Source organism: Allobosea caraganae (genome assembly GCF_003351345.1).
In the GTDB taxonomy this organism is placed as follows: Bacteria; Pseudomonadota; Alphaproteobacteria; order Rhizobiales; family Beijerinckiaceae; genus Allobosea; species Allobosea caraganae.
The window spans coordinates 184,729-211,098 of sequence record NZ_QQTO01000001.1 but is presented as its reverse complement, the minus strand read 5'-3'; the positions used below and the strand labels follow the sequence as shown (position 1 = coordinate 211,098).

Genomic DNA, 26,370 nt, shown 5'->3' with positions numbered 1-26,370 from the left:
ACAAGGGCAAATAGCACCGAGGGAAAAGCCATGCGCGACATGATGGGCCTGATGAAGCAGGCGCAGCAGATGCAGCAGAAGATGGCCGACGTTCAGGCCGAGCTCGACACGATCGAGGTCGAGGGCGCTGCCGGCGGCGGCATGGTCACGGTGACGATGACCGCCAAGGGCGCCATCAAGAGCGTCAGGATCGACCCTGCCCTGATGGTGCCGGACGAGCGCGAGATCCTCGAGGACCTGATCGTCGCGGCCTCGACCGACGCCCGCACCCGCGCCGAGCGCGTGATGCAGGAGCGCATGGCCGAGATCACCAAGGGCCTGCCGATCCCGCCCGGCATGAAGCTGTTCTGAGCCTTAGCGCCGCATGTCCCGCGCCGTTGCCGGCCCCGAGATCGAACGGCTGATCCAGCTTTTGGCCAAGCTGCCGGGCTTAGGTCCGCGCTCGGCCAGGCGGGCGGCGCTGCATCTGGTCAAGAAGCGCGAGCAGCTGCTCGGCCCGCTCACCGACGCGATGGCGACGGCGCGCGAGCGCATCGTCACCTGCACGACCTGCGGCAATATCGACACCTCCGAGCCCTGCTCGATCTGCCGCGACGGCCGCCGCGACGACAGCCTGATCGTGGTCGTCGCCGATGTCTCCGATCTCTGGGCGCTGGAGCGCTCGGGCGCGGTCTCCGGCCGCTACCATGTGCTCGGCGGCGTGCTCTCGGCGCTGGATGGCGTCCGGCCCGAGCACCTGACGCTGGACGCGCTGGTGGCGCGCGCCTCCGACCCGGCGGTGACGGAGGTCATCCTGGCGCTCAACGCCACGGTCGACGGCCAGACCACGGCGCATTTCATCACCGACCTGCTGACGCATCTGCAGGTGAAGGTGACCAAGCTCGCCCATGGCGTGCCGGTCGGCGGCGAGCTCGATTATCTCGACGACGGGACATTGGCGGCGGCGATCAGGCAGCGCACGGGGTTCTAATAGCCAAAGGCCTCCCCGTCATGGTCGCCCTTGTGGCGAACATCCACGTCTCCGCTTGCGATGAACGTTCAAGACGTGGGCACTCGGCACAAGGCCGAGCATGACGTCGGGGGCGTCTTCGGAAGTCGAGGGCGTCTTCAGAACTTGTAGCTGATGCTCGTCCGCACCGTGTGCATCGTGCTTTCCTGCTCGGTGCCGAGGCCCAAAAAGGCGCTGCGCGCGAAGCGGCTGAAGCGGCCGTAATCGGTGTAGCGGTATTCGATGCCGCCGATCAGGTGGTCGGTGAAGGCGTAGGAGAGGCCGCCGCCGGCAGTCCAGCCGCCGCGCGAGGTCTGCACGGTTTCGCTCAGGCCCGTCGCCGGGTTCGAGAGCCGGTAGTTGAACTCGGTGAAGGCGGCCCCGCCGGTGCCATAGATCATGAAGCGGTCGAGCGCGAAGCCGAGGCGGCCGCGCACCGAGGCCTGCCAGTCGCGGCTGACCCGGCCGATGCCGAGCGCATCGTTGAAGCCACCCTTGGCATCGACAGCCTCGAGATCCCCCTCGACGCCAAGGACGAAGCCGCCGAGTTGATAGTTGAAGCCGGCATGGCCGCCGCCGACGACACCGTCGGTGCTGTAGTCGAAGGCGACGCCGGCGAGAGCGCCGTTCAGCGCGACGAAGCGGGTCTTGTCCGAAGCCCAGGAATAGCCGATCTGGCCGCCGGCATAAAATCCGGTCCAGGAGTAGAATTCCGGCAGCACGGGCGCCGGCGGCAGCATGCCCTTGCGCGTCGGCAGGTCGCCGGCAAAGGCCGCACTGCTCGCCAGCAGGAGAAGGCTCGCCAGGCCGGCTTTCAGGGACTTGCTCATCGCGTTTGCTCGCTACTCGAACCGCGGGCCCTGCCGAATGCGACGCTGTGGCTGGCCCCGTTGCGGCGCTATTCCGGCGCCGATCCATCGCGATAGTTAGAAAGCGTTAAGGTTAACAAACGGATAAGCCGGCTCTTCCGCCCCGGCGCGGCCGGAACAAAGCCCGCCCTCTCGCGGTTAGCGAAAGACCGGCGCATGCCGCGACACAGCCCGCAATCGCGGCGGCGGAGACGTTCCGATGGCCTTGCTCAAACGCATCGCAGGCGCGGCCGGCGCTGGTCTGGCGCTCGGCTATGTCTGGGATGCGGCCTCGCGCCGGCTGCTGCGCCCGTTCAGGGAGGCGGCGCGCGGCCGCTTCGCCCGCACGCCGCTCGACATGACCTGGCTCGGCTGGAAGGACGTCGTGCTGCGCTTTGCCGGCAACGTCGCCGACAACCGGCTGAGTTCGCTCGCCGGCGCCGTCGCGTTCTTCACCCTGCTCTCGCTGGTGCCGGCGCTCTCGCTCTTCGTCACGATCTACCGCTATTTCACCGACCCGCTGACCATCGCCAACCAGCTCGACGATTTCACCGCGGTCTTCCCGCAAGCCGCCCGCGACCTGATCCACGAGCAGGCGATGCGGCTGGCGACACAGACCAACTCGACCCTGTCCTGGACCTTCATCGTCAGCCTCGTCGTCGCCGCCTGGAGCGCCAACGCCGCGGTGAAGGCCGTGTTCGATGCGCTCAACATCATCTATCGCGAGCGCGAGAAGCGCAGCTTCCTCAGGCTGAACCTCATCTCCCTGCTGACCACGCTCAGCGGCGTCGTGCTGCTGGCGGCGGCGCTGATCGTCATCGCCATCGTGCCGCTGATCACGGCGCTCTTCCCCTTCGAGCTGGAATTGCAGCGGCTTTTGAGCCTCGTGCGCTGGCCGGCCTTCTTCGTGGTCGCGGTGCTGTCGATCGCCTGCCTGTACTGGATCGGCCCGAGCCGCCGGCTGGCGCGCTTCGTCTGGGTGCTGCCCGGGGCGCTCGCCGCCGCCCTGCTCTGGGCCGGCGCGTCCTTCGCCTTCTCCTGGTATGTCGGCACGCTCGGCAACTACACCGCGACTTATGGTTCGCTCGCGACGATCGTCGTCTTCATGACCTGGCTCTGGCTCTCGGCCTGGATCGTGCTCGCCGGCGCCGAATTCAACGCCGAGCTCGAACACCAGACGGCGCGCGACAGCACGATCGGCCGGCCGAAGCCGCTCGGCCGGCGCGGCGCCACCATGGCGGACACGATCGGCCCGGCCATCGCCGAGGAGTAGACATGCTGAACCCCGAAGAGACCCGCCACGCCGACCTGCGCAGCGGCGCGAGCCCCTGGCAGTCCGGCCTGGCGCGGCCGCCGGGCGAGGCGCTCGCCGCCGACCTGCGCTGCGATGTCGTCATCGTCGGCGGCGGCATCACCGGCGCGATGCTGGCCGAGCACCTGAGCGCGCGCGAGCTGCGCGTCGTCGTCGTCGACCGCGAACGCCCCGGCTTCGGCAGCACGGTCGCCAGCACCGCCATGCTGCAATGGGAGATCGACCGGCCGCTGCGCGAGCTGACCCTGCTCTACGGCTTCGAGCGCGCCGCCGATATCTACCGGCGCAGCTTCAAGGCGGTGGAGGGCCTGCGCGAGCTGATCATCCGGCTCGACCTGCCCTGCGCCTTCTTCCCGCGCGACACGGTCTATCTGGCGGCCGGGGATGTCGGGCCACCGGAGCTGCGCGACGAGTGGGCGTTGCGCGAGCGCGCCGGCCTGCCGGGCACGCTGCTAGGCCACGACCTGCTGCTGAGCCGCTTCGGCTTCGACCGCGCGGCGGCCATCGTCTCGCCGGGCTCGGGCGAGGCCGATCCGCTGAGCCTGTGCCATGCCCTGCTCGCCAAAGCGGCCCAGCGCGGCGCCCAGCTCATTCGCGACGAGGCGACGGCCTTCGACGGCACCGGCGGCAGCGCCATGGTCGAGCTCGCCAGCGGCCATGTCATCGCGGCCGACCATCTCGTGCTGGCAACCGGCTACGTCATGCCCGATTGCGTCAGGAGCGACCTGCATCGCGTCGCCTCGAGCTGGGCGCTCGCGACCTTGCCGCAGCCGCCGCAGGCGCTCTGGCCCGGCCGCGCGCTCGTCTGGGAAGCTTCGGAGGACTACGTCTACTGCCGCACGACGAGCGATGGCCGCATCGTCATCGGCGGCGAGGACGAGGACAACGACGACCCCGACCTGCGCGAGCGCCTCGGGCCGGAGAAGACGCAGGCCCTGCTCGGCAAGCTTTCGGCTTTGCTGCCGGGCGCGCAGGCGACTGTCGGCCATGCCTGGTCCGGCGCCTTCGGCCAGACCGGCGACGGCCTGCCGCTGATCGGCCGGGTGCCCGGCCAGCCGCGCATGCTCGCGGCCTACGGCTATGGCGGCAACGGCATCACCTTCAGCTATCTCGCCTCGCGCCTGATCGGCGCGCTGATCGGCGGCACCGAAGCGCCGTGGTTCTCACATTTCGCCATCGACCGGCCGAACCCCGGGCCCCCGTAGAAAAGCGGGAGCATGACTTACGCGAAAACCGGTTCCCACTCTTTCGCGCCATGCTCTGCGATTGCACGGCTGCAATCGGGAACTTGCCGGCTGCTGGGGCGACAAATGCCGCAATTGGGATCATCTAATCCGGAAGGCGGCCGCAAGGCCGCGACATCATTCGGAGGCGGCCATGCTCGCGGTTTCGGACAGGGGTACTTCGCCGGCGCAGCTCGAGGCGCATAACGCGCCCTACCATATCGGCGCCGTCTCGCTGCGCGTGCGCGACCTTGCCGGGCTGACCGCCTTCTATCGCGACGCGATCGGGCTGAAAATCCTCTCGCAGGGGCCGGGCAAAGCGGTGCTCGGCATCGATGGCGAGCCGCTGGTGGTGCTGGAGGCCGGCGCACAACCGCCGAGCTCGAAGGCCGGCCTGTTCCACGTCGCGATCCTGCTGCCTTCGCGCGGCGACCTCGCCAACTGGCTGGCCCATGCCGCAAAGGGCGGCGTCAGGCTGGAGGGCGCCTCCGACCATCTCGTCAGCGAGGCGATCTACCTCTCCGACCCCGAGGGCAACGGCATCGAGGTCTACCGTGACCGCAGCCGCCCGGAATGGCCGCGCCGCGACGGCGCCATCGCGATGGCGACCGAGCGACTCGACCTCGACGCGCTGATCTCGGAGGCGAAGGGCGGGCCCTATCTGGGCATGCCGAGTGGCACCCGCATGGGCCATATCCACCTGCGCGTCGGCGACACCGCCCAGGCCGAGGCGTTCTATCGCGATGCGCTCGGCTTCGACCTGATGGTGCATTATCCCGGCGCCAGCTTCCTCGCCAGCGGCGGCTACCACCACCATATCGGCGCCAATGTCTGGCAGAGCCGCGGTGCTCCGGTGCGCAAGGATGGCGAGGCTGGGCTGGCTGCCTTCGAGCTGGTCGCGCGGGATGACGAGGCTTTTGCGGCGATGCGCGGACGTTTCCTGGCCGTTGGCGGCAGCGATGATGGTGACACGGCAATCGCGGCCGATCCCTGGAACAACCGGCTGGTTTTAAGGCGCTGATATCCTTCTCCCCCTGCGGGAGAAGGTACCCCGCAGGGGCGGATGAGGGGTCGCGCTACTCTTTCCGCTATGCCGAGAATGTCATCCGCCGTTGCTGCAATCGTCGCGCGACCCCTCATCCGTCAGCGCTTCGCGCTGCCACCTTCCCCCCCGCAAGGGGGGAAGGGAAGGGTAGCGCCCTCAGCGCTCCAGCAAATGGCTCCGCCGCGTCCCGCCATTGTCCGGCCGGAAGCCGAAGCTCTCCCAGAAGGCCGCCGCGCCTGAATCAGCCGCGTTCAGCGAGAGCCTAGGCGCCAGCGCCAGCCCCTGCTGGACCAGCGCGGCACCCAATTGCCGCCCGACGCCATCGCGCCGGCAAAGCGGGCGGACATAGACGTGGCGGATGCGCAGGAGGTCGTCGGCCGGGTCGTAAGGATCAGGCGTCACAGCGCCGACACCCGCCAGCTCGCCATCGCGATAGGCGGCGAAAAGCGCGAAGCGCTCGTCGCCGTCATGGTAGCGGCCGTCGCGCCACTCGTCCTGCAGCGTATCGACGAAGCGGTAGCCCTCGGCGCTCGCCTCGTCCTTCAGCCCGGCGAAATCGTCCGGCAGCGCGTCAGCGAGCCGGACGATCTGGACCGCGGCTGCGCTCACAGACCCTCGAACAGCGCGCTCGAAATATAGCGCTCCGCGAAGGAGGGGATGATGACCACGATGGTCTTGCCGGCATTCTCCGGCCGCGCCCCGACTTCGAGCGCCGCAGCAACCGCCGCCCCCGACGAGATGCCGCCCGGAATGCCCTCCAGCTTCGCCAGCGCGCGCGCCGTGTCGAAGGAGGTCTGGTTGCCGACGGTGACGACCTCGTCGATCACCGAGCGGTCGAGAATGCCGGGCACGAACCCGGCGCCGATGCCCTGGATCTTGTGCGGGCCGGGCTGGCCGCCCGAGAGAACCGGGGAATCCTCCGGCTCGACCGCGATGACCTTGAGGCCGGGCTTGCGCGGCTTCAGCACCTGGCCGACGCCGGTGATGGTGCCGCCGGTGCCGACGCCGGAGACGAAGATGTCGACATTACCGTTGGTGTCGTTCCAGATCTCCTCCGCCGTGGTCTTGCGATGGATCTCGGGGTTGTGCGGGTTCTCGAACTGCTGCGGGATGATCGCGCCGGGAATCTCGGCCTTGAGCTCCTCGGCCTTGGCGACGGCGCCGCGCATGCCGCCGGGGCCGGGCGTGAGCACGAGTTCGGCGCCGAGCAGTGCCAGCATCTTGCGGCGCTCCAGCGACATCGTCTCGGGCATGACCAGGATCAGGCGATAGCCGCGCGCCGCGGCGACAAAGGCGAGCGCGATGCCGGTATTGCCCGAGGTCGGCTCGATCAGCGTGCCGCCCGGCTTCAGCGCGCCGGAGGCCTCCAGCGCGTCGATCATGTTGACGCCGATGCGGTCCTTGACGCTGGAGATCGGGTTGAAGAACTCGAGCTTGGCCAGGATCGTCGCCTTGACGCCGCGCTCGGCCGGCAGCCGGTTGAGCTTGACCAGCGGCGTATCGCCGATCGTGTCGGTGATGGATTCGTAGATGCGCCCGCGGCCGGGAGCCTTGGTCGGAACGGGGTTGAGCTTATGTGCTGCGTCGGCCATCGGGCCCTCCCTTGCTCAGTGTTGCGTCAGGGTTAGCGCAATTCACAGGCAGTGTCGATTAAATCGAAATAACTACAGATCTAGATCGTGAAATCGGCCTTGACGCCGATCGTATCGAAGACGGCCTTGCGCTCGGCCTGCCGGCAGAGCTCCTCGACCGTGATGCCGTCGAGCTCGGCGAGATAGGCATCGGTGGCATTCTTCAGGGCGGGACCAACGACGTCGTCGATCAGCCGCGATTGCGGCAGGGGCACCGTGTCGTCTCCCACAGCCTGCATCGCGGCGCGCGCGATGTCGCCGGCGGTGATGCGGCGGCGCTCGCGGGCCAACTCGTAGCCGCCGCGCGGGCCGCGCACGCCCTTGAGGATGCCCGCCCGCACCAGAGCCTGCAACATCGTTTCGAGATGGCGCGGCGGCAGGTCGTGGCGGGCAGCCAGGAACTTTGCCGCAACCGGCGCGGGACGCGCATGCAGCGCGATATCGACGACCGCGGCGATGGCGAGCAGGGCGCGGCGCGACAGCATCATCATGCGGTGCCCCCGTTCGCGAGCGCCTTGCCGCCGGTGATGCCTGTCGAGCCATAGCCGCCGGCGCCGCGCGCGGTCTCGTCCAGCGCTTCGGCCTCGACCAGCACGGCCCGCGTGACCGGGGCGACGACCAGTTGCGCGATGCGGTCTCCCCGCGCGACCGTGAAATCCTCCGCGCCGAGATTGACCAGCACGACCGAAACCTCGCCGCGATAGTCGCTATCCACCGTCCCCGGCGAATTCAGCACCGTAACGCCGTGCCGGAGTGCCAGCCCGGAACGCGGGCGCACCTGCGCCTCGTAGCCAAGGGGGAGTTGCAGGGCGATGCCGGCCGGGACGAGCTTGCGCCCGCCTGGTGCGATCACCCAAGTCTCATCCGGCGGTAGCGCAGCGCGCAAATCCATCCCGGCCGCGCCCTCCGTCTCATAGGCCGGCAGCGGCAGGTCGGCGCCATGCGGCAGGCGGCGGACGGAGACCGCGACCATGGGCTCAGCTCCCCGCCTTCGACATCGCGGCGAGATGCGCGATCAGCCGCGTCGCGACCTCGGACTTGGGCAGGGTCGGCCAGGTCTCGACGTTGTCGGCGCTGACGAGGTGCACCGTGTTGGCATCGCCGCCCATCACGCCGGTACCGCCGACATCGTTGGCGACGATCAGGTCGCAGCCCTTCCTGGCGAGCTTGGCGCGCGCGTAGTCGATGACGTTGTCGGTCTCGGCGGCGAAGCCGACGACCAGCGCCGGCCGGTCGATCTCGCGGGCCGCGACGGTCGCGAGAATGTCGGGGTTCTCGACCAGCGCGAGCGCCGGCGCCTCGGCTCCGGCCTGCTTCTTGAGCTTGCCCGGCGCGGCCTCGGCCACGCGCCAATCGGCGACGGCGGCGGCGAAGATCGCGATATCGGCGGGGAGAGCGCTCTCGACCGCAGCCAGCATCTCGCGCGCCGACTCGACATGGATGGTCTCGACGCCGGCGGGATCAGGGATCGTCACCGGTCCCGAGACCAGCGTGACGCTGGCGCCGGCCGCGGCGGCGGCGGCGGCGATGGCGTGGCCCTGCTTGCCGGAGGAGCGGTTGGCGATGTAGCGGACAGGGTCGATCGGCTCATGGGTCGGGCCCGAGGTGATCAGCACGCGCTTGCCGGCGAGCGGCTTGGGACCGCTTGCGAGGCCGCCGGGATTGCGGCCGAGGAAGCCGATCGCCGGCGAAAGCCTGGTCTCGCCCGCCAGTGCCTGCTCGATCGCGGCCAGGATCTCATTCGGCTCGGCCATGCGGCCCGGGCCGCTCTCGCCGCGCTCGGCCATGGCGCCGGAATTCGGGCCGATGACGAGGACGCCGTCCTTTTCGAGCTGCGCCATGTTGCGCCGGGTCGCCGGGTGCTCCCACATGCGCGGGTTCATCGCCGGTGCGATCAGGATGCGCTTGTCGGTGGCGAGCAGCGCGGTCGAGGCGAGGTCGTTGGCGAGGCCTGTCGCCATCTTGGCGATCAGGTCGGCGGTGGCCGGCGCGACCACCAAGAGGTCGGTCGAGCGCGACAGCGCGATATGGCCGATATCGGCCTCGTCGGTCAGCGAGAACAGGTCGGTGAAGCAGCGCTCGCCGGCCAGCGAGGAGACAGCGAGCGGCGTGACGAACTCTTCGCCCGCCTTGGTCAGGATGCAGCGCGAGGCGATGCCGCGATCCTTCAGCCGCCGGATCAGCTCTAGCACCTTATAGGCGGCGATGCCGCCGCCGATGATCAGCAGGACGGAGCGGGAAGCGGACAAGGGCAGGCTCCTCAGGCGTGACGGGCGTTGGTAGCACTAGGCGGGCGCGGCTGTCATGGGGCGCCGCCTACCCTTCTCCCCCTGCGGGAGAAGGTGGCAGCGCGAAGCGCTGACGGATGAGGGGTCGCGCGACGATTGCAGCGTCGGGGCGTGGCATCCTCGGCATGCGGAAAGCGCAGCGCGACCCCTCATCCGGCGCTACGCGCCACCTTCTCCCGCAGGGGGAGAAGGGAAGACCGCCGTCACCTGAACGGCGGCTCGTCGAAACTCCTGAGCTTCCGCGAATGGATCGTGCTGCCGGCTTCCTTGAGCTTCTCCAGCGCCGCGAGCCCGATCTTGAGGTGCTCGCTCACCGCTCGCTCGTAGAAGGCGTTGGCGGCGCCGGGCAGCTTGATCTCGCCGTGGAGCGGCTTGTCGGAGACGCAGAGCAAGGTGCCGTAGGGCACGCGCAACCGGTAGCCCTGGGCCGCGATCGTGCCCGATTCCATGTCGACCGCAATGGCGCGGGAGAGGTTGATGCGGCGGCGCTCCCGGGTCCAGCGCAGCTCCCAGTTGCGGTCGTCCTGCGTCACCACGGTGCCGGTGCGCAGGCGCGCCTTCAGCCGGTCGCCCTTCTCGCCGGTGACCTCGGCGGCGGCCTCCTGCAGCGCGACCTGGACCTCGGCCAAAGCCGGGATCGGGATATCCGGCGGGACATGGTCGTCGAGAATTCCGTCCTGCCGGAGATAGGCGTGGGCGAGCACGTAGTCGCCGATGATCTGGGTCTGGCGCAGGCCGCCGCAATGGCCAACCATCAGCCAGCAATTCGGCCGGAGCACCGCGAGATGGTCGGTGATGTTCTTCGCGTTGGAGGGGCCGACGCCGATATTGATCAGCGTCACGCCCTCCTCGCCCTTGGCGCGGATCAGGTGGTAGGCCGGCATCTGGAAGCGGTGCCAGGGCGCCGACATCACCCGCTCGGCGGCGCTGACGTCGATGCCCTCGCGGTCGATGCGCACGCCGCCCGGCGTCACCAGCGCCTCGGCCGTGCCGGCCTCGATCTCGGCCAAGGCGAGGCGGACGAACTGGTCGACATAGCGGTGGTAGTTGGTCAGCAGCACCCAGGGCTGCACGGCGCGCCAGTCGGTGCCGGTATAGTGCACCAGGCGGCGCAGCGAATAATCGACCCTGACCGCGTCGAAGAGCGCGAGCGGGCGCGGCTGGCCCTCGACGATGTCGAAGGTGCCGTCGGCGATCTCGTCGCCGACCAGCGCCAGCAGCGGCGTCGGGAAGTAGCGGGCGAGCTCGGCGGCCGAGACCTTGCCGCGGCCGAACTCGTCGCCGCCGTCGAGCGCGTAGGGGTAGGGGATCTCCTGCTCGCTGATCCCGGTCTCGATCGTCGCGCCGTATTCCTCGACCAGCGGCTGGAGCTGGTCGAGCAGATAGGCGCGAAACTCGCCGGGCTGGGTCACCGTGGTCGAGTAGATGCCGGGCACCGCGAACTTGGCATAGCCGCGCCGCGTCGCCGCCGGCAGCTGCGAGGGTTCGTAGGTGACGCGCAGCATCGGGTAGCGGTAGCGCGCCCGCTCCTCGGCACTCGGCGGCACCTGCGTGTCGAAGAAGCGCTGGAGGTCGGCGCGCAGCGCGTCCTTGGCCTCCTCGTAGAGCATTTCCAGCCGGTCGACGGCATCCTGCGGCGTGGCGGCGGTCTCGAAGCTCATTCGCATCCTCCCCCTCGCTTCTAGAGCAGGATGCGAAAAAGTGGGAACCGGTTTTTCGCAAGAATCCTGTTCCGGCCTCTCGATGCGCGGCAAGCGCTCCTGACAACAAGTGGTCGCCGAATGCGAGAGGCTGCGCGGGAAGGAGGAAGCAGCCGCTTGACAGGGCAATTGGCGCGCCGTACTAAACCATAAAGTTAATTAACGTTCTGGTTAAGTCGATGCAGCCGGATCATCTCAGCACCACGCTCTCGGCCCTTGCGGACCCGACCAGGCGCGCGATCCTGGCGCGGCTGTCGCGCGGCGAGAGTTCGGTGACGGAGCTGGCCGAGCCCTTCGCGATGAGCCTTCCGGCGATCTCGAAGCACCTCAAGGTGCTGGAGCGGGCCGGGCTGATCACGCGGAGCCGCGAGGCGCAGTGGCGGCCCTGCCGGCTCGACCCCGGGCCATTGCGCGAGGTCTCGGAATGGCTGGAGCATTACAGCCGCTTCTGGGACCAGAGCCTGAACCGCCTGGAGGACTACCTCCAGGTCATGAAGACCGAGAGCGGCGACAAGCCCGCCTGAGGCGCTCGCGCCCGTCGAACCATCCACGTGAGGAACCGACCGATGCTGAAGATGATCCTGCTATCCGCTGCCGCCATCCTCGTCACCGGCGTCGTCATCGTGCTGATCCTGGCGGCGATGAAGCCCGACAGCTTCACCGTGCGGCGCTCGCTGGCGATCAACGCCCCGCCGGAGCGCATCTTCCCGCTGATCAACGAGTTCCGGAACTGGACGCAATGGTCGCCCTGGGAGAAGCTCGATCCGGCCCTGAAGCGCGACTATAGCGGCGCGCCCACCGGCATCGGCTCGGTCTACGCCTGGGACGGCGACAAGAAGGTCGGCCAGGGCCGCATGGAGATCGTCGAGGCGGCTTCTCCCAAGACGGTCGGGCTCAAGCTCGACTTCGTCAGGCCGTTCGAGGCCCATAACAACGTCATATTCGCGCTCGAACCTGCCGCGAGCGGCACCAACGTGACCTGGACGATGACCGGGCCGGTGCCCTTCGTCGCCAAGATCTTCCACGTGTTCATGAACATGGACCGCGTCGTCGGCGGTGATTTCGAGACGGGCCTCGCCAACATGAAGGCCGCCGCCGAACGCTAGAGCATCGGACCGAAAAGTGGAATCCGGTTTTCGGGAAAATCCGATGCAATAACAAAAGCCTAGATCGCTACTTTGCGTCCGGAAGGACGCACAGCGATCTAACCCCCCGTCTACACCCCGAGCAGAAGGAGGAAAGACCGTGTTTCCAGCCCAACCGACTGAGGATCATCGCTGGCTGCAGCAGCTGATCGGCGATTGGACCTATGAAGGCGAATGCATGATGGGGCCCGACAAGCCCAGCGAGACGTCGCGGGGCACCGAGACGGTGAGCGCGCTCGGCGACCTCTGGATCGTCGGCGAGAGTGAGGGCGAGATGCCGGGCGGCGGGGCCGCGACGATGCGCATCACGCTCGGCTTCGATCCGGCGAAGGGCCGCTTCGTCGGCAGCTGGGTCGGCTCGATGATGCCGATGCTCTGGACCTACGAGGGCCTCCTCGACGCCGACCGCAAGGTGCTCACCCTCGAATCCGAGGGGCCGAGCTTCTCCGGCGACGGCACGCTCTCGAAATACCGCGACATCATCGAGATCAAGAGCCCGACCGAGCGCCTGTTCTACTCGCAGGTCCTCGGGCCGGACGGCACCTGGAACCAGTTCATGACCTCCCGCTACAGCAAGCGCTGAGCGCCTGCTGCGACCGGCCGGCTCGGTTGAGCGCCGGCCACCTCTCTCCAAGGAGAACAGCGATGAAGCTCTCGACCTATCTCTTCTTCCCCGGCAATTGCGAAGAGGCCTTCAAGCACTACGAAAAGGTCCTCGGCGGCAAGATCACCGCGATGATGACCCATGAGGGCACGCCCGCGGAGGCGCATACCCCGCCGGAATGGCAGAAGAAGATCCTGCACGCCTGCATCGAGGTCGAGGGCCAGATGCTGATGGCCTCCGACGCGCCGCCCGAGCGCAGCTCCGGACCGATGCAGTCGGTCGCCGTCAGCGTCAACGTCCCGACCGTCGACGAGGCCGAGCGCATCTTCAAGGCGCTGTCTGATGGCGCCAAGATCAACATGCCGATGGAGGAGACCTTCTGGTCGCCGCGCTTCGGCATGCTGACCGACCGCTTCGGCACGCATTGGATGGTTGGCACCGACATGCCGGTGGAAGTGGCCGATTGCGGGGTCACGACCGCGGAAGTCGCGTGAGCGACCACCTTCTCGCCAGAGCTTGCCTCACCGACATGGCCGCCGCGATGCGCGGCCATGTCGCGCGCGGCGCTGTGGCCGGCATCGTCACGCTGGTCGCCCGTGGCGAAGACGTCCAGGCCGAGGCCTTCGGTCTCGCCGATCTGGATTGCGGCGCGCAGATGCGCCGCGACAGCATCGTCCGCATCGCCTCGATGACCAAGCCGATGCTGGCCGTGGTGGCGCTGACGCTGGTCGAGGAGGGCCGGATCGGCCTCGACGTCTCAGTCGAGCGCTGGCTGCCCGAGCTCGCCGGCCGCGAGGTGCTGCGCAGCATCGAGGGTCCGCTCGACGACACCGTTCCCGCGCGCCGCGCCATCACGCTGCGCGACCTGCTGACGCTGAGGCTCGGCCTCGGCGCGATCATGGCGCCGCCCGGCCACTATCCGATCCAGCAGGCGATGGCGGAGGCCGGCATCGCGCCCGGCCCGCAGAATCCGGTCGTGACGCCGGACGAATGGCTGAGGCAGTTCGCCTCGCTGCCGCTGGCGCATCAGCCGGGCGAAGTCTGGATGTATCATACTGGCTTCGACGTGCTCGCCGTGCTGCTCGCCCGCGTCGCCGGCACATCGCTCGACGACCTCATGCAGGAGCGCTTGTTCGGGCCGCTCGGCATGGTCGATACCGGCTTCCACGTGCCGCCAGGCAAGATCGGCCGGCTCGCCAGCGCCTATGCCCGCGACGCCGAGACCGGCCGGCTCGCGCTGTTCGACCCGGCCGCGGGCGGGGCCTATGCCGGCAGGCAGGCCTTTCCCTGCGAGGTGGTCTCGACCGCCGATGACGTGCTCGCCTTCGCGCGGATGCTGCTGGCCTGCGGCCGGCACGGCGCGCGCCGCATCCTGTCGCGCCCCACGGTCGAGCAAATGACGCGCGACCAGATCACGCCGGAGCAGAAGGCGAACTCGCCCTTCTTCCCCGGCTTCTGGGATAGGACCGGCTGGGGTTTTGGCGTGGGGATCATGACCAAGCCCGACCATCTCTCGGCCGTGCCGGGACGCTATGGCTGGGAGGGCGGCTTCGGCACCAGCCTCAACATCGATCCCAGGCAGGCCCTGATCACCATCTTCCTGAGCCAGCGTCTGATGCAGGGTCCGGATGACGACGCGATCAACCAGGAGTTCCAGAGATTGGCTTACGCGGCGGTTGCCGACTGAGGCAGGGCCATAGCCGTCATTGCGAGCGCAGCGAAGCAATCCAGGGGGACCATGCTCTACGTCCCCCTGGATTGCTTCGTCGCTGCGCTCCTCGCAATGACGCGTGGGGTCAGCTGAAGATCGCGTAGGCCAGCAGCGCCGCGATTAGCCAGAGCGCCCAGTTGCCCCAGCGGTTGCGCCTGGCTTCGGCGAGGCCGATCGCCTGGATGCTGCGCTCGTCCAGCGAAAAACCCTGGCGCGAGGCGTCCTCGAGCTGGCCGAGCACGCGCTCGGCCCGCGCCGCCGTCTCCGGCAGGCTGGCGAGGCTGAAGGCGAGCGTGCGCGCGCCGCGGCCGGCCTCCTCGATCCGCCCGAGCGGGCCGAGATTGCGGGTGATCCATTCGCGCACGACCGGCTCGGCCGTGGTCCACATGTCCAGATGCGGATCGAGCGAGCGCGCCACGCCCTCGACCACGACCATGGTCTTCTGCAGCATGACGAGTTCGGTCCGCGTCGCCATGTCGAACAAGCCGGTGATCTCGAAGAGCAGCGTCAGCACCTTCGCCATCGAGATCTCGTCGGCGCGCCTGTCGTGGATCGGCTCGCCGACGGCGCGGATGGCCTGGGCGAAATCCGCCACCGCATGATGGCCCGGCACGTAGCCGGCCTCGAAATGCACCTCCGCCACGCGGGTATAGTCGCGGGTGATGAAGCCGAGCAGGATCTCGGCGAGGAACCGCCGCTCCTTGTGGCCGAGCCTTCCCATGATGCCGCCATCGACGGCGACGAGGCGCCCTTGAGCATCGACGAACAGATTTCCCGGATGCATGTCGGCGTGGAAGAAGCCGTCGCGGATGGCGTGCTTCAGGAAGGACTGGATGACGTTGCGCCCGAGTGCCGCGAGGTCGTGGCCGGCGGCGCGCAGCGCCTCGACATCGGAGAGGCGGATGCCGTCGATCCACTCGTCGACCAGCACCTCGCGCGCCGTCAGCTGCCAATCCGGCACCGGCACGCGGAAATCGGCGTCTTCCTTGGTGTTCTCGGCGAATTCGGAAAGGGCGGCGGCCTCCAGCCTGAGATCCATCTCCATCGTCACCGAGCGCGCCAGCGTCTCGACCACGCCGGAAAAGCGCAAGCGGCGCGCCTCGGGCGAGCGGCTCTCGGCCAGCTCGGCGCCGAAGCGCATCGCCGCGAGGTCGCGGTTGAAGCGGTCGCGGATGCCGGGCCGGAGGATCTTGACCGCGACCTCCGAGCCGTCCTTGAGCCGGGCCCGGTGCACCTGCGCGATCGAGGCTGCGGCGACCGGCTCGCCGAACTCGACGAAGATCGCCTCGACCGGCTTGCCATGGGCGGCCTCGATCGCGGCGCGCGCCTGCGCCGTCGGGAAGGCCGGCATCCGGTCCTGCAGGGCCGAGAGGTCCTCGGCGATCTTCATGCCGACGACATCGGGCCGCGTCGCCATGAACTGGCCGAACTTGACGTAGGACGGGCCGAGCCGGGTCAGCGCCGCAGCAAGCCGCGTCGCGGAAGAACCGGCGCCCTTGCGCTCGATCAGCCTGCCGAGCTTGATCAGGGCACGCGCCGCCGGCGGCAGCACGGAGGGATCGACCAGCGCAAGCGCACCCTCGCGGGCCAGCACGAAGCCGACCCGCGCCATGCGGGCGAAATGGGCGAGCGCGGAGATCATGCGGCAATGCGCGCCGTGCTCTTCCCCGTCATGCTCGGCCTTGTGCCGAGCCTCCACGTCTTGCGACGCGGAGGAAGGGAAGACGTGGATGGTCGGGACAAGCCCGACCATGACGATGATTGGCCGCTCGCTCCAAGGAAAGAGGTCACAGCTTCCAGCCAGAATGCAGCGCCACGACCCCGCCCGTCATCGGCGTGAACGAGGCCCGGCGGAAGCCGGCGGCCTCGATCATGTTGGCGAAGACCTGCGGCTTGGGGAATTTGCGGATCGACTCGACCAGATACTGGTAGGGCTCGGCCTCGCCGGTGACGAGCCGGCCCATCGGGGGGATGACGTTGAAGGAATAGGCCTCGTAGACCTTGTCGAGCAGCGGCACGTCGACATGGCTGAACTCAAGGCAGAGGAACCTGCCGCCGCGCTTGAGCACGCGGTAGGCCTCGGCCAGCGCCTTGTCGATGCGCGGCACGTTCCTGATGCCGAAGGCGATCGTATAGGCGTCGAAACTATCGTCGGGCAGAGCCAGCTCCTCGGCATTGCCCTGGACGAAGGAGACGCGGTCATCGTCGGGAAAGCGCTTGGCGGCGCGCTCGCGGCCGACCGCGAGCATCTCGCCGTTGATGTCGAGCACAGTGACGTTGGTCTGCAGCCCGCCGGCCTCAAGGATCTTGAAGGCGACATCGCCGGTGCCGCCGGCCACGTCGAGATGGCGGAAGGGGCGGGTGCGCGGCGGGCGCAGGCTGGAGATCAGCGCGTCCTTCCAGACCCGGTGCAGGCCAACCGACATGAAGTCGTTCATCAGGTCGTAGCGGCCGGCGACCTTGTGGAAGACGTCGTCGACCTTGGCCTGCTTCTCGGCCAGCTTCACGGTCTCGAAGCCGAAATGGGTGGTGTCGGAGGCTGCTGTCACGGCTTGTCCCGGACCTTGTATTCTGTGGGTTCGCTATCTATTCGCGATGAATAGCGAAACGAGCCCGGCTTGTCGCGGCCCGTCTCGACGCATGTTGAAGAGCCAACGCCAATGCCCGAGCTACCCGAAGTCGAGACCGTCCGCCGCGGGCTGGAGCCGGCCATGCTGGGCCAGCGCTTCGCCAGCGTCGAGCAGCGCCGGCCCGACCTGCGCTTTCCGCTGCCCGATCGCTTCGTCGAGCGCCTGACAGGGCGCCGGGTCGAGAGCCTGTCGCGCCGCGCCAAATACCTGATCGCCGATCTCGACGATGGCGAGGCGCTGGTGATGCATCTCGGCATGAGCGGGCGCTTCGTGGTGGAAGCGCCGGGCACACCACCGACCGAGCCGGGCGCCTATTACAACGATATCGGCCGGCACCTGCAGCACGACCATGTCGTCTTCCACCTCGGCTCCGGCGCGCGCGTCACCTATAACGACGTGCGCCGCTTCGGCTTCATGGACCTGGTGCCGCGCGCCGGGCTGGAGACCTCGAAGCATTTCGCCGGCATGGGCATCGAGCCGCTCGGCAACGAGCTCTCGGGCGAGACGCTGGCAAAGCTCTTTGCCGGCAAGTTCGCGCCGCTGAAGGCCGCCCTGCTCGACCAGCGGCTCGTGGCGGGCCTGGGCAACATCTATGTCTGCGAGGCCCTGTTCCGCGCGGGGCTCCACCCGGAGGCCGAGGCCGGCACGATCGCGACCCCGACCGGCAAGCCGCGCCCGGCCGCGCATGCGCTGGCGCAGATCATCCGCGAGGTGCTGGAGGAGGCGGTCGCGGCTGGCGGCTCGACCCTGCGCGACTTCGCCCATGCCGACGGCTCGCTCGGCTATTTCCAGCACCGCTTCAAGGTCTATGACCGCGAGGGGGACCCCTGCGTCACGCCCGGCTGCGGCACGCTGGTGAAGCGGCTGGTCCAGTCGGGGCGCTCGACCTTCTATTGCGAGACCTGCCAGCCGAAGCGCTAGAGCCGGATGATTTCAGATGGCATCGCAAAGCGATCCCATCTGAAATCTGAATCCGCCTCTCATCAAAAAGTTAGAGCATGATGTCGTCCGAAAACCGGTGCCCACTTTTCGGCATCATGCTCTAGCCCTCCGTGAAGACCGCGAGGTTCGTCAGCGTCGAGCGCAGTCCCGCGGCGTGGTCGTCCTTGCCGATGCCCGAGGGCACGTTGTCGCAGCGGATGATCACCTCGGTGCCCTCCGAAACGGTGACGAGCTGCCAGGTCATCGTCATCACCCCGGCGAAGGCCGGGTCGTCAGACTCGAATTCGACCTGCTGAACGATGCGCTCGTTTGGCCTGATTTCGGTGAAGCGGACCTCGACGATGTCGGAATCCGCGGTCGCCTTGCCCTGCGCGGCGGGGTCTTCGTAGGTGAGGATCATCCGGTAGCCGCCGCCGGCGCGCAGGTCGAAATGCTCAAGCCGCGCCCTCATCCCCTTCGGCGGCATCCAGACGATGAGCGCAGCCGGATCCGCGAAGGCCCGATAGATGGCTTGCCGCGTCGCGCGGATCACCCGCGAGGCCAGATCCGTTCTCGTTCCACCGGGCATGAGCCATCTCCGAGCGTCGTTTCCCAGCCATTACAACGCATCGGGGGCCGGTTTGTCCCAGCCCGGCGCCGCCGCCCCATCCAGAGCGTGCGCCGCCACGCATGGACTTACGCCCACTGCCCCCGCTATTCCTGCTCGCCAAAGCAGCATCCGGGAGGCCGCCATGGCTTATGAGACCGTTATCGTCGAGGTGAAGGGCAAGGTCGGCGTCATCACGCTGAACCGCCCGCAGGCGCTGAATGCGCTGAACGGCCAGCTCATCGGCGAGGTCAACGCGGCGATCGACGGCTTCGAGGCCGATGCCGGCATCGGCTGCATCGTCCTGACCGGCTCGGAAAAGGCCTTCGCCGCCGGCGCCGACATCAAGGAGATGCAGGGCCGCACCTTCCCCGAGACCTATCTCGACGACAAGTTCGAGACCTGGGACCGGATCGGCAGGCGGCGCAAGCCGATCATCGCCGCGGTCGCCGGCTTCGCGCTCGGCGGCGGCTGCGAGCTCGCCATGATGTGCGACTTCATCATCGCCGCCGACAACGCGAAATTCGGCCAGCCCGAGATCAATCTCGGCGTCATCCCCGGCGCCGGCGGCACGCAGCGCCTGACCAGGGCGATCGGCAAGGCCAAGGCGATGGACCTCTGCCTCACCGGCCGGATGATGGACGTCGTCGAGGCCGAGCGCGCCGGCCTCGTCGCCCGCATCGTGCCGCTCGCCGAGCTGATGGCGGAGGCGCTGAAGGCGGCGGATGCGATTGCCGCGAAGTCGCTGCCTTCGGTGCTGATGGCGAAGGAATCGATCAACCGCGCCTTCGAGGTGACGCTGAACGAGGGCCTGCGCTTCGAGCGCCGCATCTTCTCCTCGCTCTTCGCCACGCAGGACCAGAAGGAAGGCATGGCCGCCTTCACCGAGAAGCGGAAGCCGGACTTCAAGAACGGCTGAGGGCGGGTCGCGGCGTCGGTCCTCCCATGCATGGCGGCAGCGCCGCTCTCTGACTTGATGCCGTGCCGCTCTTGCTCAACTGTGCGCCATCCAAGCGAGGAATCACGCATGACCGCCGCCGCCAGCACCGAGAGCGCCACCCAGCTCGTCCTGCCCACCTACGACGATGTCGTTACGGCTGCGAAACGCATTCAAGGCGCGGCCCATCGCACCCCGGTCCTGACCTCGCGCACCGCCAATGAGCGCAGCGGCGCCAGCCTGTTCTTCAAGGCCGAGAACCTGCAGCGCATGGGCGCCTTCAAGTTCCGCGGCGGCTACAACGCCATCTCGGCCCTGAGCCCCGAGCAGAAGCGCGCCGGCGTCGTCACCTTCTCCTCCGGCAACCATGCCCAGGCCATCGCCTATGCCGGCAAGCTGCTCGGCGTGCCCGCCACCATCCTGATGCCGCTCGACGCGCCGGCCGCCAAGGTCGCGGCGACGCGCGGCTATGGCGCCGAGGTCGTGCAGTTCGACCGCTACACCCAGGACCGCGACGCGCTCGGCCGCGAGATCGCGCAGACGCGCGGCCTGACCCTGATCCCACCCTACGACCATCCCGACGTCATCGCCGGCCAGGGCACCGCGACCAAGGAGCTGATCGAGGAGGCCGGTCCGTTCGACATCCTGCTGGTGCCGCTCGGCGGCGGCGGGCTGCTCTCGGGCGCGGTGCTGGCAGCCAAGGCGCTCAACCCCGAATGCCGCGTCTTCGGCGTCGAGCCCGAGGCCGGCAATGACGGCCAGCGATCGCTGCGCTCGGGCAAGATCGTCAAGATCTCCGTGCCCAAGACCATCGCCGACGGCGCCCAGACCGCCTTCCTCGGCAACTACACCTTCCCGCTGATCCAGCAGAACGTCGAGGACATCGTCACCGTGCCGGATGCCGCGCTGGTCGAGGCGATGCGCTTCTTCGCCGAGCGGATGAAGATCGTGGTCGAGCCGACCGGCTGCCTCGCGGCCGCAGCAGCCTTCACCGGCGCCGTTCCGATCGAAGGCAAGCGCGTCGGCATCGTCATCAGCGGCGGCAATGTCGATCTCGCGAGCTTCGCCCGCTTTGTCGGGGGCGAGGCATGAGCGCGCTCGAGACCATCCTCTCGCCGGACGTCCCCGCTCCGGCCGGGCACTACGCGCAGGCGGTCGGCTACAAGGACCTGGTCTTCGTCTCCGGCCAGCTCGCGCCGCGTCCCGATGGCAGCCACACCGCCGAAGAGCCCTTTGCCGTGCAGGCGCGCCAGGCGCTCGACAACCTGCTGGCCATCCTCAGGGCCGGCGGCTGCGGGCCGCAGGACGTGGTCAAGGTCACCGCCTATCTGGTCGGCGCCGGCAACTGGCCGGAGTTCAACCGGATCTACGCCGAGGCCTTCGGGGCGCATAAGCCGGCGCGCTCGGTCGTGCCGGTGCCGGAGCTGCATTACGGCTACCTGATCGAGATCGAGGCCATCGCCGTCCGGCGCGGTTGAGCAGGCTTTCCTTCTCACCGGGCGGGAGGAGGGAAAGATTCAGCGTTGACGCCGCAGGCCCGAGATACTATAGGCCTGCGTCTCGCGACGGCTCGCGCAAGCATCGGCCGCCGCTCACGCATTCCATCAAGGTAGCGGTCCGGACCCGCCAGGCAAGACGCCGGGCGCCCTGCACCGATGAAGACGAGGAACATCGATGGCCAATACGACGTCGGCCAAGAAGGCCACGCGCAAGATCGAGCGTCGCACCGAAGTCAACAAGGGGCGCCGCAGCCGGATGCGCACCTTCCTGCGCAAGGTCGAAGAGGCCATCGCGTCGGGCGACAAGGGTGCCGCCACCGAGGCGCTCAAGGCCGCCCAGCCCGAGATCATGCGCGCCGCTCAGAAGGGCGTCGTTCACAAGAACACCGCCTCGCGCAAGGTTTCGCGGCTGGCTCACCGGATCGGCGCCCTCGCCTCCTGAACCAGCCTGCTGCAGTCAGTTTTTTGACCTGATCGAACCCGGCCGAGAGGCCGGGTTTTTTCGTGGTTCCGGCGCTGGCTGTTGCAAAGGAATCACACCCGGCGCGATGCCGAAAAAGTTGCGTTCGCCAAGCCGATTCCGCAATCTTTCCACGGCTTTGCAGGGTTGACTCTCCGGGCGATTTCGGGGTCCGGAATCGCCTCCCTCGCGCCTTTTTACCGCGCAAATAAAGCTCATATTTTTCATGAGCTTAGCGGGCAAAGGATCGCGCGACCGAGAATCGCCCGAGCCGCCATGGGCGCTGCCGTAGGTCGCGAAAAAAAAGATTCGCGCATTCGCTGACTCGGCGTTGATGAAGAAAATCTTAAGTTCCCCAGACAATTGGCCCGCGCTTACCGATAGGTCAGATTAGCGCTGGCGGGCCTTGAGTCTCCGAAGCCGGCTGCAAGGGATATTGCCCCCGTCCGAGACCGCCCTGTAAGGTCCCTTCATCGCCGGCCGGACAGCAATGACCGCCGGGGACTTCCAGAGATTATCGACGTTTTTGGCTCGCGCCCAAGAAGGGTGGAGGATGCGGCTCTTTGTCTTGTTTAACGCCGAGATGAAGCGCGGCTCCGTCATTCGGCGAGCCTTCCAAGCGTAACCGTACAGATCGAGGCAGGTTACCCGCTGGTGCATGTCATTGCGCGGGAACCCTGTCCTATTGACCGGACAACAGCACCGGCGAGGGCGATCCCCACAAGGGCCGCCACCGACCGCGCGCGCCAAGATATTTTGAAATGGGGCAGACGAATGTTTGAGCGACAGGATAGGAGCGACATCATTGAAGCGGTGGCAGTGGCTGGGCCCGTGGTCGCGGCTGTGACGGCGGAGATCGCCGGCGAGGTCTCTCTGCCGGAAGCCTGGGACAGGGTGCGCCGGCGCCTGCGCGCCGAACTCGGCGAGGACGTGTTCTCGAGCTGGTTCGCCCGCGTCGAGATCGGCGGGCTCGTCGACGGCGTCGCCTACCTCACCGTGCCGACGCGCTTCCTGAAGAGCTGGCTCGAGGCGCATTACGCCGAGCGCCTGCGGGCCCATTGCGTCGCCGAGCTGGCTGCCGCCAACGGCATCGTCCTCTCCGTCCGCCAAGTGGCGCGCGATCCCGCCCCGGTCATCGTCCGCGAGACCGTCGCTGCGCGTCCCCGCCCCGCCGCCCCGGCTCCCGTCGCCGGCGCCGCCCCCGTCGAAAGCGCCGGCCAGCCCTGCGAGCGCGACCTCGTCGACGCCTGCGGCACGGTCCTCGACCGGCGCCTCAACTTCCAGAGCTTCATCTGCGGCAAGTCGAACCAGCTCGCCTTCGCCGCCGCCGAGCGGATCGCCGCCGCGCCGGCCGGCTCGACGCCCTATAACCCGCTCTACCTCCATGCCGGGGTCGGGCTCGGCAAGACGCACCTGCTGCAGGCGATCGCGCAGGATGCCCGCAGCCATGGCAAGCGCGTCGCCTATTTCACCGCCGACCGCTTCATGTACGGCTTCGTCGCCGCGCTGAAGTCGCAGACGGCGCTGGCCTTCAAGGAGAAGCTGCGCGGCATCGACCTGCTCATCGTCGACGACGTCCAGTTCATCCAGGGCCGCTCGATCCAGCAGGAGTTCGGCCACACGATCAACGCGCTGATCGACGCCGGCAAGCAGATCGTGGTGGCGGCCGACCGGCTCGCCAACGACCTGGAGGCGCTCGACGAGCGCATCCGCTCGCGGCTCGGCGGCGGGCTCGTGGTCGAGATCGGCGAACTGGACGAGGCGTTGCGCGCAAAAATCCTGTCGAGCCGGCTGGAGACGCTGCAGGCGGCGCATACGAGCTTCCACGTCAATCCCGACGTGATCGCCTATGTCGCCCGCGTCGTCGCCACCAATGGCCGCGATCTCGACGGCGCCGCCAACCGGCTCCTGGCCCATGCGACGCTATCGGGCCAGGCGGTGACGATGGAGACGGCGGAGGCCGCGATCCGCGACCTCGTCCGCACCCGCGAGCCGCGCCGCGTCAAGATCGAGGACATCCAGAAGCTGGTCGCGACGCGCTACAATGTCAGCCGCGCCGACATCCTGTCGGAGCGCCGGACGGCGGCGGTGGTCAAGCCGCGCCAGATCGCGATGTACCTCTCCAAGGCGCTGACGCCGCGCTCGCTGCCCGAGATCGGCCGGCGCTTCGGCGGCCGCGACCACACCACGGTTCTCCATGCCGTGCGCAAGATCGAGAAGCAGATCGCCGAGGACCGGCTCCTGCACGACGAGGTCGACCTGCTGAAGCGCATGCTCCAGGAATGAGACTTTCGGCCAGTCCCGCCGCCGCATCAGCGGCGGCGGGCGCTTTGGCTGTGACCTGACATGATGTCGCCCTTGCGCCGCGGGACAGCGTCCTGCAATGTCGCGGGCCATTCCGCCGCCCGGCTCACTCCCTGCCGAGCGCACACGCCAGAAGACGAACGATGAAGGTCACGGTCGAACGGTCCACCCTCCTGAAGTCGCTCGGCCATGTCCACCGCGTGGTGGAACGCCGCAACACGATCCCGATCCTGTCGAACCTGCTGCTGAGCGGTGACGCTGCCGGCCTGAAGCTGAAGGCGACCGACCTCGACATCGAGGTGGTCGAGACACTCGCCGCCGACGTCGCCGAGCCGGGCGCGACCACGGTGCCGGCCCATACGCTCTACGACATCGTGCGCAAGCTGCCCGACGGCGCCCAGGTCTCGCTCGAGACCACCGGCGAGACCGGGCTCGTGCTGCGCTCGGGCCGCTCGCGCTTCCAGCTCCAGACCCTGCCCGAGAGCGACTTCCCCGACATCACCGCGGGCGAGATGGCCCATCGCTTCACGCTGCCATCCGGCGAGTTCAAGCGCCTGATCGACAAGACCCAGTTCGCGATCTCGACCGAGGAGACGCGCTACTACCTGAACGGCATCTACCTGCATACGATCGACGTCGAGGGCCGCACCCTGCTGCGCGCCGTCGCGACCGACGGCCACAGGCTCGCCCGCGTCGATACGGCGGCCCCGGCCGGCGCAGCCGGCATGCCGGGCGTGATCGTGCCGCGCAAGGCCGTCTCCGAGATCCAGAAGCTCTTGGAGGACGGCGAGAGCGAGGTTTCGGTCGAGCTCTCCGCCACCAAGATCCGCGTCGCCACGGCCGATGTCGTGCTGACCTCGAAGCTGATCGACGGCACCTTCCCCGACTACCAGCGCGTCATCCCGAGCGGCAACGACAAGCGCCTGACCGTCGACAAGGGCGACTTCGCTGCGTCCGTCGACCGCGTCTCGACGATCTCGTCGGAGCGCGGCCGCGCCGTGAAGCTCTCGATGGGCGATGGCCGCATGACGCTCTCGGTGACCAACCCGGATTCGGGCTCGGCGACCGAGGAGATCGAGGTCGACTACGATGCGAGCCCGCTCGATATCGGCTTCAACGCCCGCTACCTGATGGATATCGCGGCCCAGCTCGACGGCGACACCGCCCTGCTCAAGCTGGCCGACCCCGGCTCGCCGACCGTGATCCAGGATCGCGAAGGCGCATCCGCGCTCTACGTGCTGATGCCGATGCGCGTCTAGGCACTTGTCTGCCGTCGCACGCCTGATCCTTCAGGACTTTCGTTCCTACGAGGCCCTCGATCTCACGATCGGGGGCCAACTCGTTGCGCTCATCGGCGAGAACGGGGCCGGCAAGACCAACCTCCTCGAAGCGCTCTCGCTCTTCGCGCCGGGCCGTGGCCTCCGGCGCGCCGATCTCTCCGAGATGGCGCGGCAGGATGGACCGGGCGCCTTCGCGGCCTCGGTCGCGCTTGGCGAGGACGGACCGCGGCTGGGCATCGGGCTCGGTCAAGCCGATGGCGAGGGCAAGCGGGCCAGGCTCGCGCGCATCGACGGCAGCCCGGCCGGGTCGGCCGTCGCCTTCAGCGAGTACATTCGGCTGGTCTGGCTGACGCCGGATCTCGACGGCCTGTTCCGCGGCTCGGCCGGCGAGCGGCGGCGCTTCCTCGACCGTCTCGTGCTCGCCGTCGATCCGAGCCATGCGGCACGCTCGAACGCGCTCGAACGCGCCCTGCGCTCACGCAACCGCATCCTCGAAGAGACGCCGCACGAGGCGAGCTGGCTCGACGCAGTCGAGCGCGAGATCGCCGAGCTCGGCGTCGCCGTCGCCGCCGCGCGCGCCGAGACGGTTGGCCGGCTGACCGCGATCATCGCGACGGGGGCCGACGAGGCCTCGCCCTTCCCGCGCGCCATGATCGGCCTCGACGGCGAGATCGACCGGCTGATCGAAGGCGTGCCGGCACTCGACGCCGAGGACCAGTATCGCGCGCTGCTGCGTCAGAGCCGCCAGCGCGACCGCGGCGCCGGCCGCACCCTGATCGGCCCGCAGGCCTCCGACCTGCTGGTGCGCCACGCCGCCAAGGGCATCCCGGCCGAGCAGGGCTCGACCGGCGAGCAGAAGGCGCTGCTGATCGGGCTCGTGCTGGCGCATGCCCGGCTGGTGCGGGCGATGAGCGGACTGCCGCCGCTCGTCCTGCTCGACGAGGTCGCCGCCCATCTCGACCCGCGCCGGCGCGCGGCGCTCTATGCCGGCCTGGCGGAGCTCGGCTGCCAGGTCTGGATGACCGGGGCCGACCCGGCGCTCTTCATCGACCTGCCGGCGGGCGCGCAGCGCTTCACCGTGACCTCGGGTGAGGTCGCGGCGACTGATTGAAGGCGCGGGGGAACCCGCGCCCTGTTCTGACTCGCCGAAGCTTCTGGGTCTCGCCTGACGTATCGGAATGGCGGCGGCGACCTCATCCGAATACGCGGCTGCCGCAGGTTGAGGCTGGCCATTTCC

The 26,370-nt window shown here is 68.4% G+C and carries 28 protein-coding genes; 18 read left to right on the top strand and 10 right to left on the bottom strand.

From position 1 onward, the window contains the following. The first annotated feature begins 30 nt into the window (after window positions 1-30). Together DWF00_RS00980 and recR are read left to right on the top strand one after the other, a co-directional pair. Entirely contained in the window at window positions 31-351 is a 321-nt protein-coding gene (locus DWF00_RS00980) for a YbaB/EbfC family nucleoid-associated protein (RefSeq protein WP_114828668.1), read from the top strand. Window positions 352-364: 13 nt separating this feature from the next. Then, entirely contained in the window at window positions 365-970 is a 606-nt protein-coding gene (gene recR / locus DWF00_RS00975; RefSeq protein ID WP_114828667.1) for a recombination mediator RecR, read from the top strand. Between the two features lie 137 nt (window positions 971-1,107). Here the strand turns inward: recR and DWF00_RS00970 are convergent, their stop codons facing one another. Continuing rightward, window positions 1,108-1,818, bottom strand: coding sequence for an outer membrane protein (locus DWF00_RS00970; RefSeq protein ID WP_114828666.1), 711 nt, complete (start codon window positions 1,816-1,818; stop codon window positions 1,108-1,110). Window positions 1,819-2,056: 238 nt separating this feature from the next. Between DWF00_RS00970 and DWF00_RS00965 the strand changes: the two genes are divergently transcribed. The 3 genes from DWF00_RS00965 (at window position 2,057) to DWF00_RS00955 (ending at window position 5,392) form a co-directional block, all read left to right on the top strand. After that, window positions 2,057-3,109 (top strand): YihY/virulence factor BrkB family protein, encoded by a 1,053-nt coding sequence (locus DWF00_RS00965; RefSeq protein WP_114828665.1) that lies wholly within the window; start codon window positions 2,057-2,059, stop codon window positions 3,107-3,109. A gap of 2 nt (window positions 3,110-3,111) precedes the next feature. Further along, a complete protein-coding gene (locus DWF00_RS00960) occupies window positions 3,112-4,353 on the top strand; it encodes an NAD(P)/FAD-dependent oxidoreductase (RefSeq protein ID WP_114828664.1) in 1,242 nt (413 codons plus the stop codon). A gap of 172 nt (window positions 4,354-4,525) precedes the next feature. After that, entirely contained in the window at window positions 4,526-5,392 is an 867-nt protein-coding gene (locus DWF00_RS00955) for a VOC family protein (RefSeq protein WP_114828663.1), read from the top strand. Window positions 5,393-5,572: 180 nt separating this feature from the next. Here DWF00_RS00955 and DWF00_RS00950 read toward each other — a convergent pair whose 3' ends face one another. The 6 genes from DWF00_RS00950 to DWF00_RS00925 all read right to left on the bottom strand — a co-directional run bounded on the left by DWF00_RS00950 (window position 5,573) and on the right by DWF00_RS00925 (window position 11,002). After that, window positions 5,573-6,025: a GNAT family N-acetyltransferase gene (locus tag DWF00_RS00950; protein ID WP_114828662.1), complete on the bottom strand. Its 453-nt coding sequence runs from the start codon at window positions 6,023-6,025 to the stop codon at window positions 5,573-5,575. After that, window positions 6,022-7,008: a cysteine synthase A gene (cysK, locus tag DWF00_RS00945; RefSeq protein ID WP_114828661.1), complete on the bottom strand. Its 987-nt coding sequence runs from the start codon at window positions 7,006-7,008 to the stop codon at window positions 6,022-6,024. The genes DWF00_RS00950 and cysK overlap by 4 nt, the downstream gene beginning before the upstream one ends. Before the next feature lie 80 nt (window positions 7,009-7,088). Beyond that, window positions 7,089-7,538 carry an RrF2 family transcriptional regulator gene (locus tag DWF00_RS00940; RefSeq protein ID WP_114828660.1) on the bottom strand — a complete coding sequence of 150 codons (450 nt, stop codon included), beginning with the start codon at window positions 7,536-7,538 and terminating at the stop codon, window positions 7,089-7,091. Next, window positions 7,535-8,020 (bottom strand): dUTP diphosphatase, encoded by a 486-nt coding sequence (gene dut / locus DWF00_RS00935; protein WP_114828659.1) that lies wholly within the window; start codon window positions 8,018-8,020, stop codon window positions 7,535-7,537. Before dut ends, DWF00_RS00940 begins: the two co-directional genes overlap by 4 nt. A gap of 4 nt (window positions 8,021-8,024) precedes the next feature. Further along, window positions 8,025-9,296, bottom strand: a complete 1,272-nt coding sequence (locus DWF00_RS00930; protein ID WP_114828658.1) for a phosphopantothenoylcysteine decarboxylase domain-containing protein — start codon at window positions 9,294-9,296, stop codon at window positions 8,025-8,027. 242 nt (window positions 9,297-9,538) lie between these two features. Continuing rightward, window positions 9,539-11,002, bottom strand: a complete 1,464-nt coding sequence (locus tag DWF00_RS00925) for an AMP nucleosidase (protein ID WP_210207874.1) — start codon at window positions 11,000-11,002, stop codon at window positions 9,539-9,541. Window positions 11,003-11,214: 212 nt separating this feature from the next. Between DWF00_RS00925 and DWF00_RS00920 the strand changes: the two genes are divergently transcribed. The 5 genes from DWF00_RS00920 to DWF00_RS00900 all read left to right on the top strand — a co-directional run bounded on the left by DWF00_RS00920 (window position 11,215) and on the right by DWF00_RS00900 (window position 14,471). Then, window positions 11,215-11,559 carry an ArsR/SmtB family transcription factor gene (locus DWF00_RS00920; protein WP_114828656.1) on the top strand — a complete coding sequence of 115 codons (345 nt, stop codon included), beginning with the start codon at window positions 11,215-11,217 and terminating at the stop codon, window positions 11,557-11,559. 42 nt (window positions 11,560-11,601) lie between these two features. Continuing rightward, window positions 11,602-12,141: an SRPBCC family protein gene (locus tag DWF00_RS00915; protein WP_114828655.1), complete on the top strand. Its 540-nt coding sequence runs from the start codon at window positions 11,602-11,604 to the stop codon at window positions 12,139-12,141. 139 nt (window positions 12,142-12,280) lie between these two features. Further along, window positions 12,281-12,763: a DUF1579 domain-containing protein gene (locus DWF00_RS00910; RefSeq protein WP_114828654.1), complete on the top strand. Its 483-nt coding sequence runs from the start codon at window positions 12,281-12,283 to the stop codon at window positions 12,761-12,763. A gap of 62 nt (window positions 12,764-12,825) precedes the next feature. Continuing rightward, window positions 12,826-13,278 carry a VOC family protein gene (locus DWF00_RS00905; protein WP_114828653.1) on the top strand — a complete coding sequence of 151 codons (453 nt, stop codon included), beginning with the start codon at window positions 12,826-12,828 and terminating at the stop codon, window positions 13,276-13,278. After that, window positions 13,275-14,471 carry a serine hydrolase domain-containing protein gene (locus tag DWF00_RS00900; protein ID WP_210207873.1) on the top strand — a complete coding sequence of 399 codons (1,197 nt, stop codon included), beginning with the start codon at window positions 13,275-13,277 and terminating at the stop codon, window positions 14,469-14,471. The genes DWF00_RS00905 and DWF00_RS00900 overlap by 4 nt, the downstream gene beginning before the upstream one ends. 109 nt (window positions 14,472-14,580) lie before the next feature. Here the strand turns inward: DWF00_RS00900 and ubiB are convergent, their stop codons facing one another. Further along, window positions 14,581-16,137 (bottom strand): 2-polyprenylphenol 6-hydroxylase, encoded by a 1,557-nt coding sequence (gene ubiB / locus DWF00_RS00895; protein ID WP_114828651.1) that lies wholly within the window; start codon window positions 16,135-16,137, stop codon window positions 14,581-14,583. 145 nt (window positions 16,138-16,282) lie between these two features. Continuing rightward, window positions 16,283-17,044 (bottom strand): bifunctional demethylmenaquinone methyltransferase/2-methoxy-6-polyprenyl-1,4-benzoquinol methylase UbiE, encoded by a 762-nt coding sequence (ubiE, locus tag DWF00_RS00885; protein WP_114828649.1) that lies wholly within the window; start codon window positions 17,042-17,044, stop codon window positions 16,283-16,285. Between the two features lie 111 nt (window positions 17,045-17,155). On the opposite strand from ubiE, the gene mutM reads away from it, so the two are divergent. Continuing rightward, the gene (gene mutM / locus DWF00_RS00880; protein ID WP_114828648.1) at window positions 17,156-18,046 is read left to right on the top strand and encodes a bifunctional DNA-formamidopyrimidine glycosylase/DNA-(apurinic or apyrimidinic site) lyase; all 891 of its coding nucleotides are present in this window, start codon (window positions 17,156-17,158) and stop codon (window positions 18,044-18,046) included. Window positions 18,047-18,167: 121 nt separating this feature from the next. Here the strand turns inward: mutM and DWF00_RS00875 are convergent, their stop codons facing one another. Continuing rightward, window positions 18,168-18,635 carry an SRPBCC family protein gene (locus DWF00_RS00875; protein WP_114828647.1) on the bottom strand — a complete coding sequence of 156 codons (468 nt, stop codon included), beginning with the start codon at window positions 18,633-18,635 and terminating at the stop codon, window positions 18,168-18,170. 163 nt (window positions 18,636-18,798) lie between these two features. Here DWF00_RS00875 and DWF00_RS00870 point away from each other — a divergent pair, with 163 nt between their 5' ends. The 7 genes from DWF00_RS00870 (at window position 18,799) to recF (ending at window position 26,244) form a co-directional block, all read left to right on the top strand. Next, window positions 18,799-19,572, top strand: coding sequence for an enoyl-CoA hydratase (locus DWF00_RS00870; RefSeq protein ID WP_114828646.1), 774 nt, complete (start codon window positions 18,799-18,801; stop codon window positions 19,570-19,572). Between the two features lie 108 nt (window positions 19,573-19,680). Then, window positions 19,681-20,682 carry a threo-3-hydroxy-L-aspartate ammonia-lyase gene (locus DWF00_RS00865; protein WP_114828645.1) on the top strand — a complete coding sequence of 334 codons (1,002 nt, stop codon included), beginning with the start codon at window positions 19,681-19,683 and terminating at the stop codon, window positions 20,680-20,682. Continuing rightward, complete coding sequence (locus DWF00_RS00860) at window positions 20,679-21,068, top strand: RidA family protein (RefSeq protein WP_114828644.1); 390 nt, start codon at window positions 20,679-20,681, stop codon at window positions 21,066-21,068. The genes DWF00_RS00865 and DWF00_RS00860 overlap by 4 nt, the downstream gene beginning before the upstream one ends. A gap of 196 nt (window positions 21,069-21,264) precedes the next feature. Next, window positions 21,265-21,531: a 30S ribosomal protein S20 gene (gene rpsT, locus DWF00_RS00855; protein WP_114828643.1), complete on the top strand. Its 267-nt coding sequence runs from the start codon at window positions 21,265-21,267 to the stop codon at window positions 21,529-21,531. Window positions 21,532-22,323: 792 nt separating this feature from the next. After that, window positions 22,324-23,835 (top strand): chromosomal replication initiator protein DnaA, encoded by a 1,512-nt coding sequence (gene dnaA / locus DWF00_RS00850; protein WP_114828642.1) that lies wholly within the window; start codon window positions 22,324-22,326, stop codon window positions 23,833-23,835. Window positions 23,836-23,996: 161 nt separating this feature from the next. Continuing rightward, on the top strand, window positions 23,997-25,112 hold the full coding sequence (gene dnaN, locus DWF00_RS00845) for a DNA polymerase III subunit beta (protein ID WP_114828641.1): 1,116 nt from the start codon (window positions 23,997-23,999) through the stop codon (window positions 25,110-25,112). Window positions 25,113-25,116: 4 nt separating this feature from the next. Continuing rightward, window positions 25,117-26,244 (top strand): DNA replication/repair protein RecF, encoded by a 1,128-nt coding sequence (recF, locus tag DWF00_RS00840; RefSeq protein ID WP_114828640.1) that lies wholly within the window; start codon window positions 25,117-25,119, stop codon window positions 26,242-26,244. Window positions 26,245-26,370: the final 126 nt, after the last annotated feature.

Coding starts and splice junctions, on each gene's coding strand:
- DWF00_RS00920 (WP_114828656.1), top strand. CDS start 11,215: ATGCAGCCGGATCATCTCAGCACCACGCTCTCGGCCCTTGCGGACCCG.
- DWF00_RS00905 (WP_114828653.1), top strand. CDS start 12,826: ATGAAGCTCTCGACCTATCTCTTCTTCCCCGGCAATTGCGAAGAGGCC.
- ubiB (WP_114828651.1), bottom strand. CDS start 16,137: ATGATCTCCGCGCTCGCCCATTTCGCCCGCATGGCGCGGGTCGGCTTC.
- DWF00_RS00970 (WP_114828666.1), bottom strand. CDS start 1,818: ATGAGCAAGTCCCTGAAAGCCGGCCTGGCGAGCCTTCTCCTGCTGGCG.
- cysK (WP_114828661.1), bottom strand. CDS start 7,008: ATGGCCGACGCAGCACATAAGCTCAACCCCGTTCCGACCAAGGCTCCC.
- rpsT (WP_114828643.1), top strand. CDS start 21,265: ATGGCCAATACGACGTCGGCCAAGAAGGCCACGCGCAAGATCGAGCGT.
- DWF00_RS00915 (WP_114828655.1), top strand. CDS start 11,602: ATGCTGAAGATGATCCTGCTATCCGCTGCCGCCATCCTCGTCACCGGC.
- DWF00_RS00870 (WP_114828646.1), top strand. CDS start 18,799: ATGGCTTATGAGACCGTTATCGTCGAGGTGAAGGGCAAGGTCGGCGTC.
- DWF00_RS00980 (WP_114828668.1), top strand. CDS start 31: ATGCGCGACATGATGGGCCTGATGAAGCAGGCGCAGCAGATGCAGCAG.
- DWF00_RS00965 (WP_114828665.1), top strand. CDS start 2,057: ATGGCCTTGCTCAAACGCATCGCAGGCGCGGCCGGCGCTGGTCTGGCG.
- DWF00_RS00865 (WP_114828645.1), top strand. CDS start 19,681: ATGACCGCCGCCGCCAGCACCGAGAGCGCCACCCAGCTCGTCCTGCCC.
- dut (WP_114828659.1), bottom strand. CDS start 8,020: ATGGTCGCGGTCTCCGTCCGCCGCCTGCCGCATGGCGCCGACCTGCCG.
- DWF00_RS00875 (WP_114828647.1), bottom strand. CDS start 18,635: ATGCCCGGTGGAACGAGAACGGATCTGGCCTCGCGGGTGATCCGCGCG.
- mutM (WP_114828648.1), top strand. CDS start 17,156: ATGCCCGAGCTACCCGAAGTCGAGACCGTCCGCCGCGGGCTGGAGCCG.
- dnaA (WP_114828642.1), top strand. CDS start 22,324: ATGTTTGAGCGACAGGATAGGAGCGACATCATTGAAGCGGTGGCAGTG.
- DWF00_RS00960 (WP_114828664.1), top strand. CDS start 3,112: ATGCTGAACCCCGAAGAGACCCGCCACGCCGACCTGCGCAGCGGCGCG.
- DWF00_RS00860 (WP_114828644.1), top strand. CDS start 20,679: ATGAGCGCGCTCGAGACCATCCTCTCGCCGGACGTCCCCGCTCCGGCC.
- recR (WP_114828667.1), top strand. CDS start 365: ATGTCCCGCGCCGTTGCCGGCCCCGAGATCGAACGGCTGATCCAGCTT.
- DWF00_RS00955 (WP_114828663.1), top strand. CDS start 4,526: ATGCTCGCGGTTTCGGACAGGGGTACTTCGCCGGCGCAGCTCGAGGCG.
- DWF00_RS00925 (WP_210207874.1), bottom strand. CDS start 11,002: ATGCGAATGAGCTTCGAGACCGCCGCCACGCCGCAGGATGCCGTCGAC.
- dnaN (WP_114828641.1), top strand. CDS start 23,997: ATGAAGGTCACGGTCGAACGGTCCACCCTCCTGAAGTCGCTCGGCCAT.
- DWF00_RS00940 (WP_114828660.1), bottom strand. CDS start 7,538: ATGATGATGCTGTCGCGCCGCGCCCTGCTCGCCATCGCCGCGGTCGTC.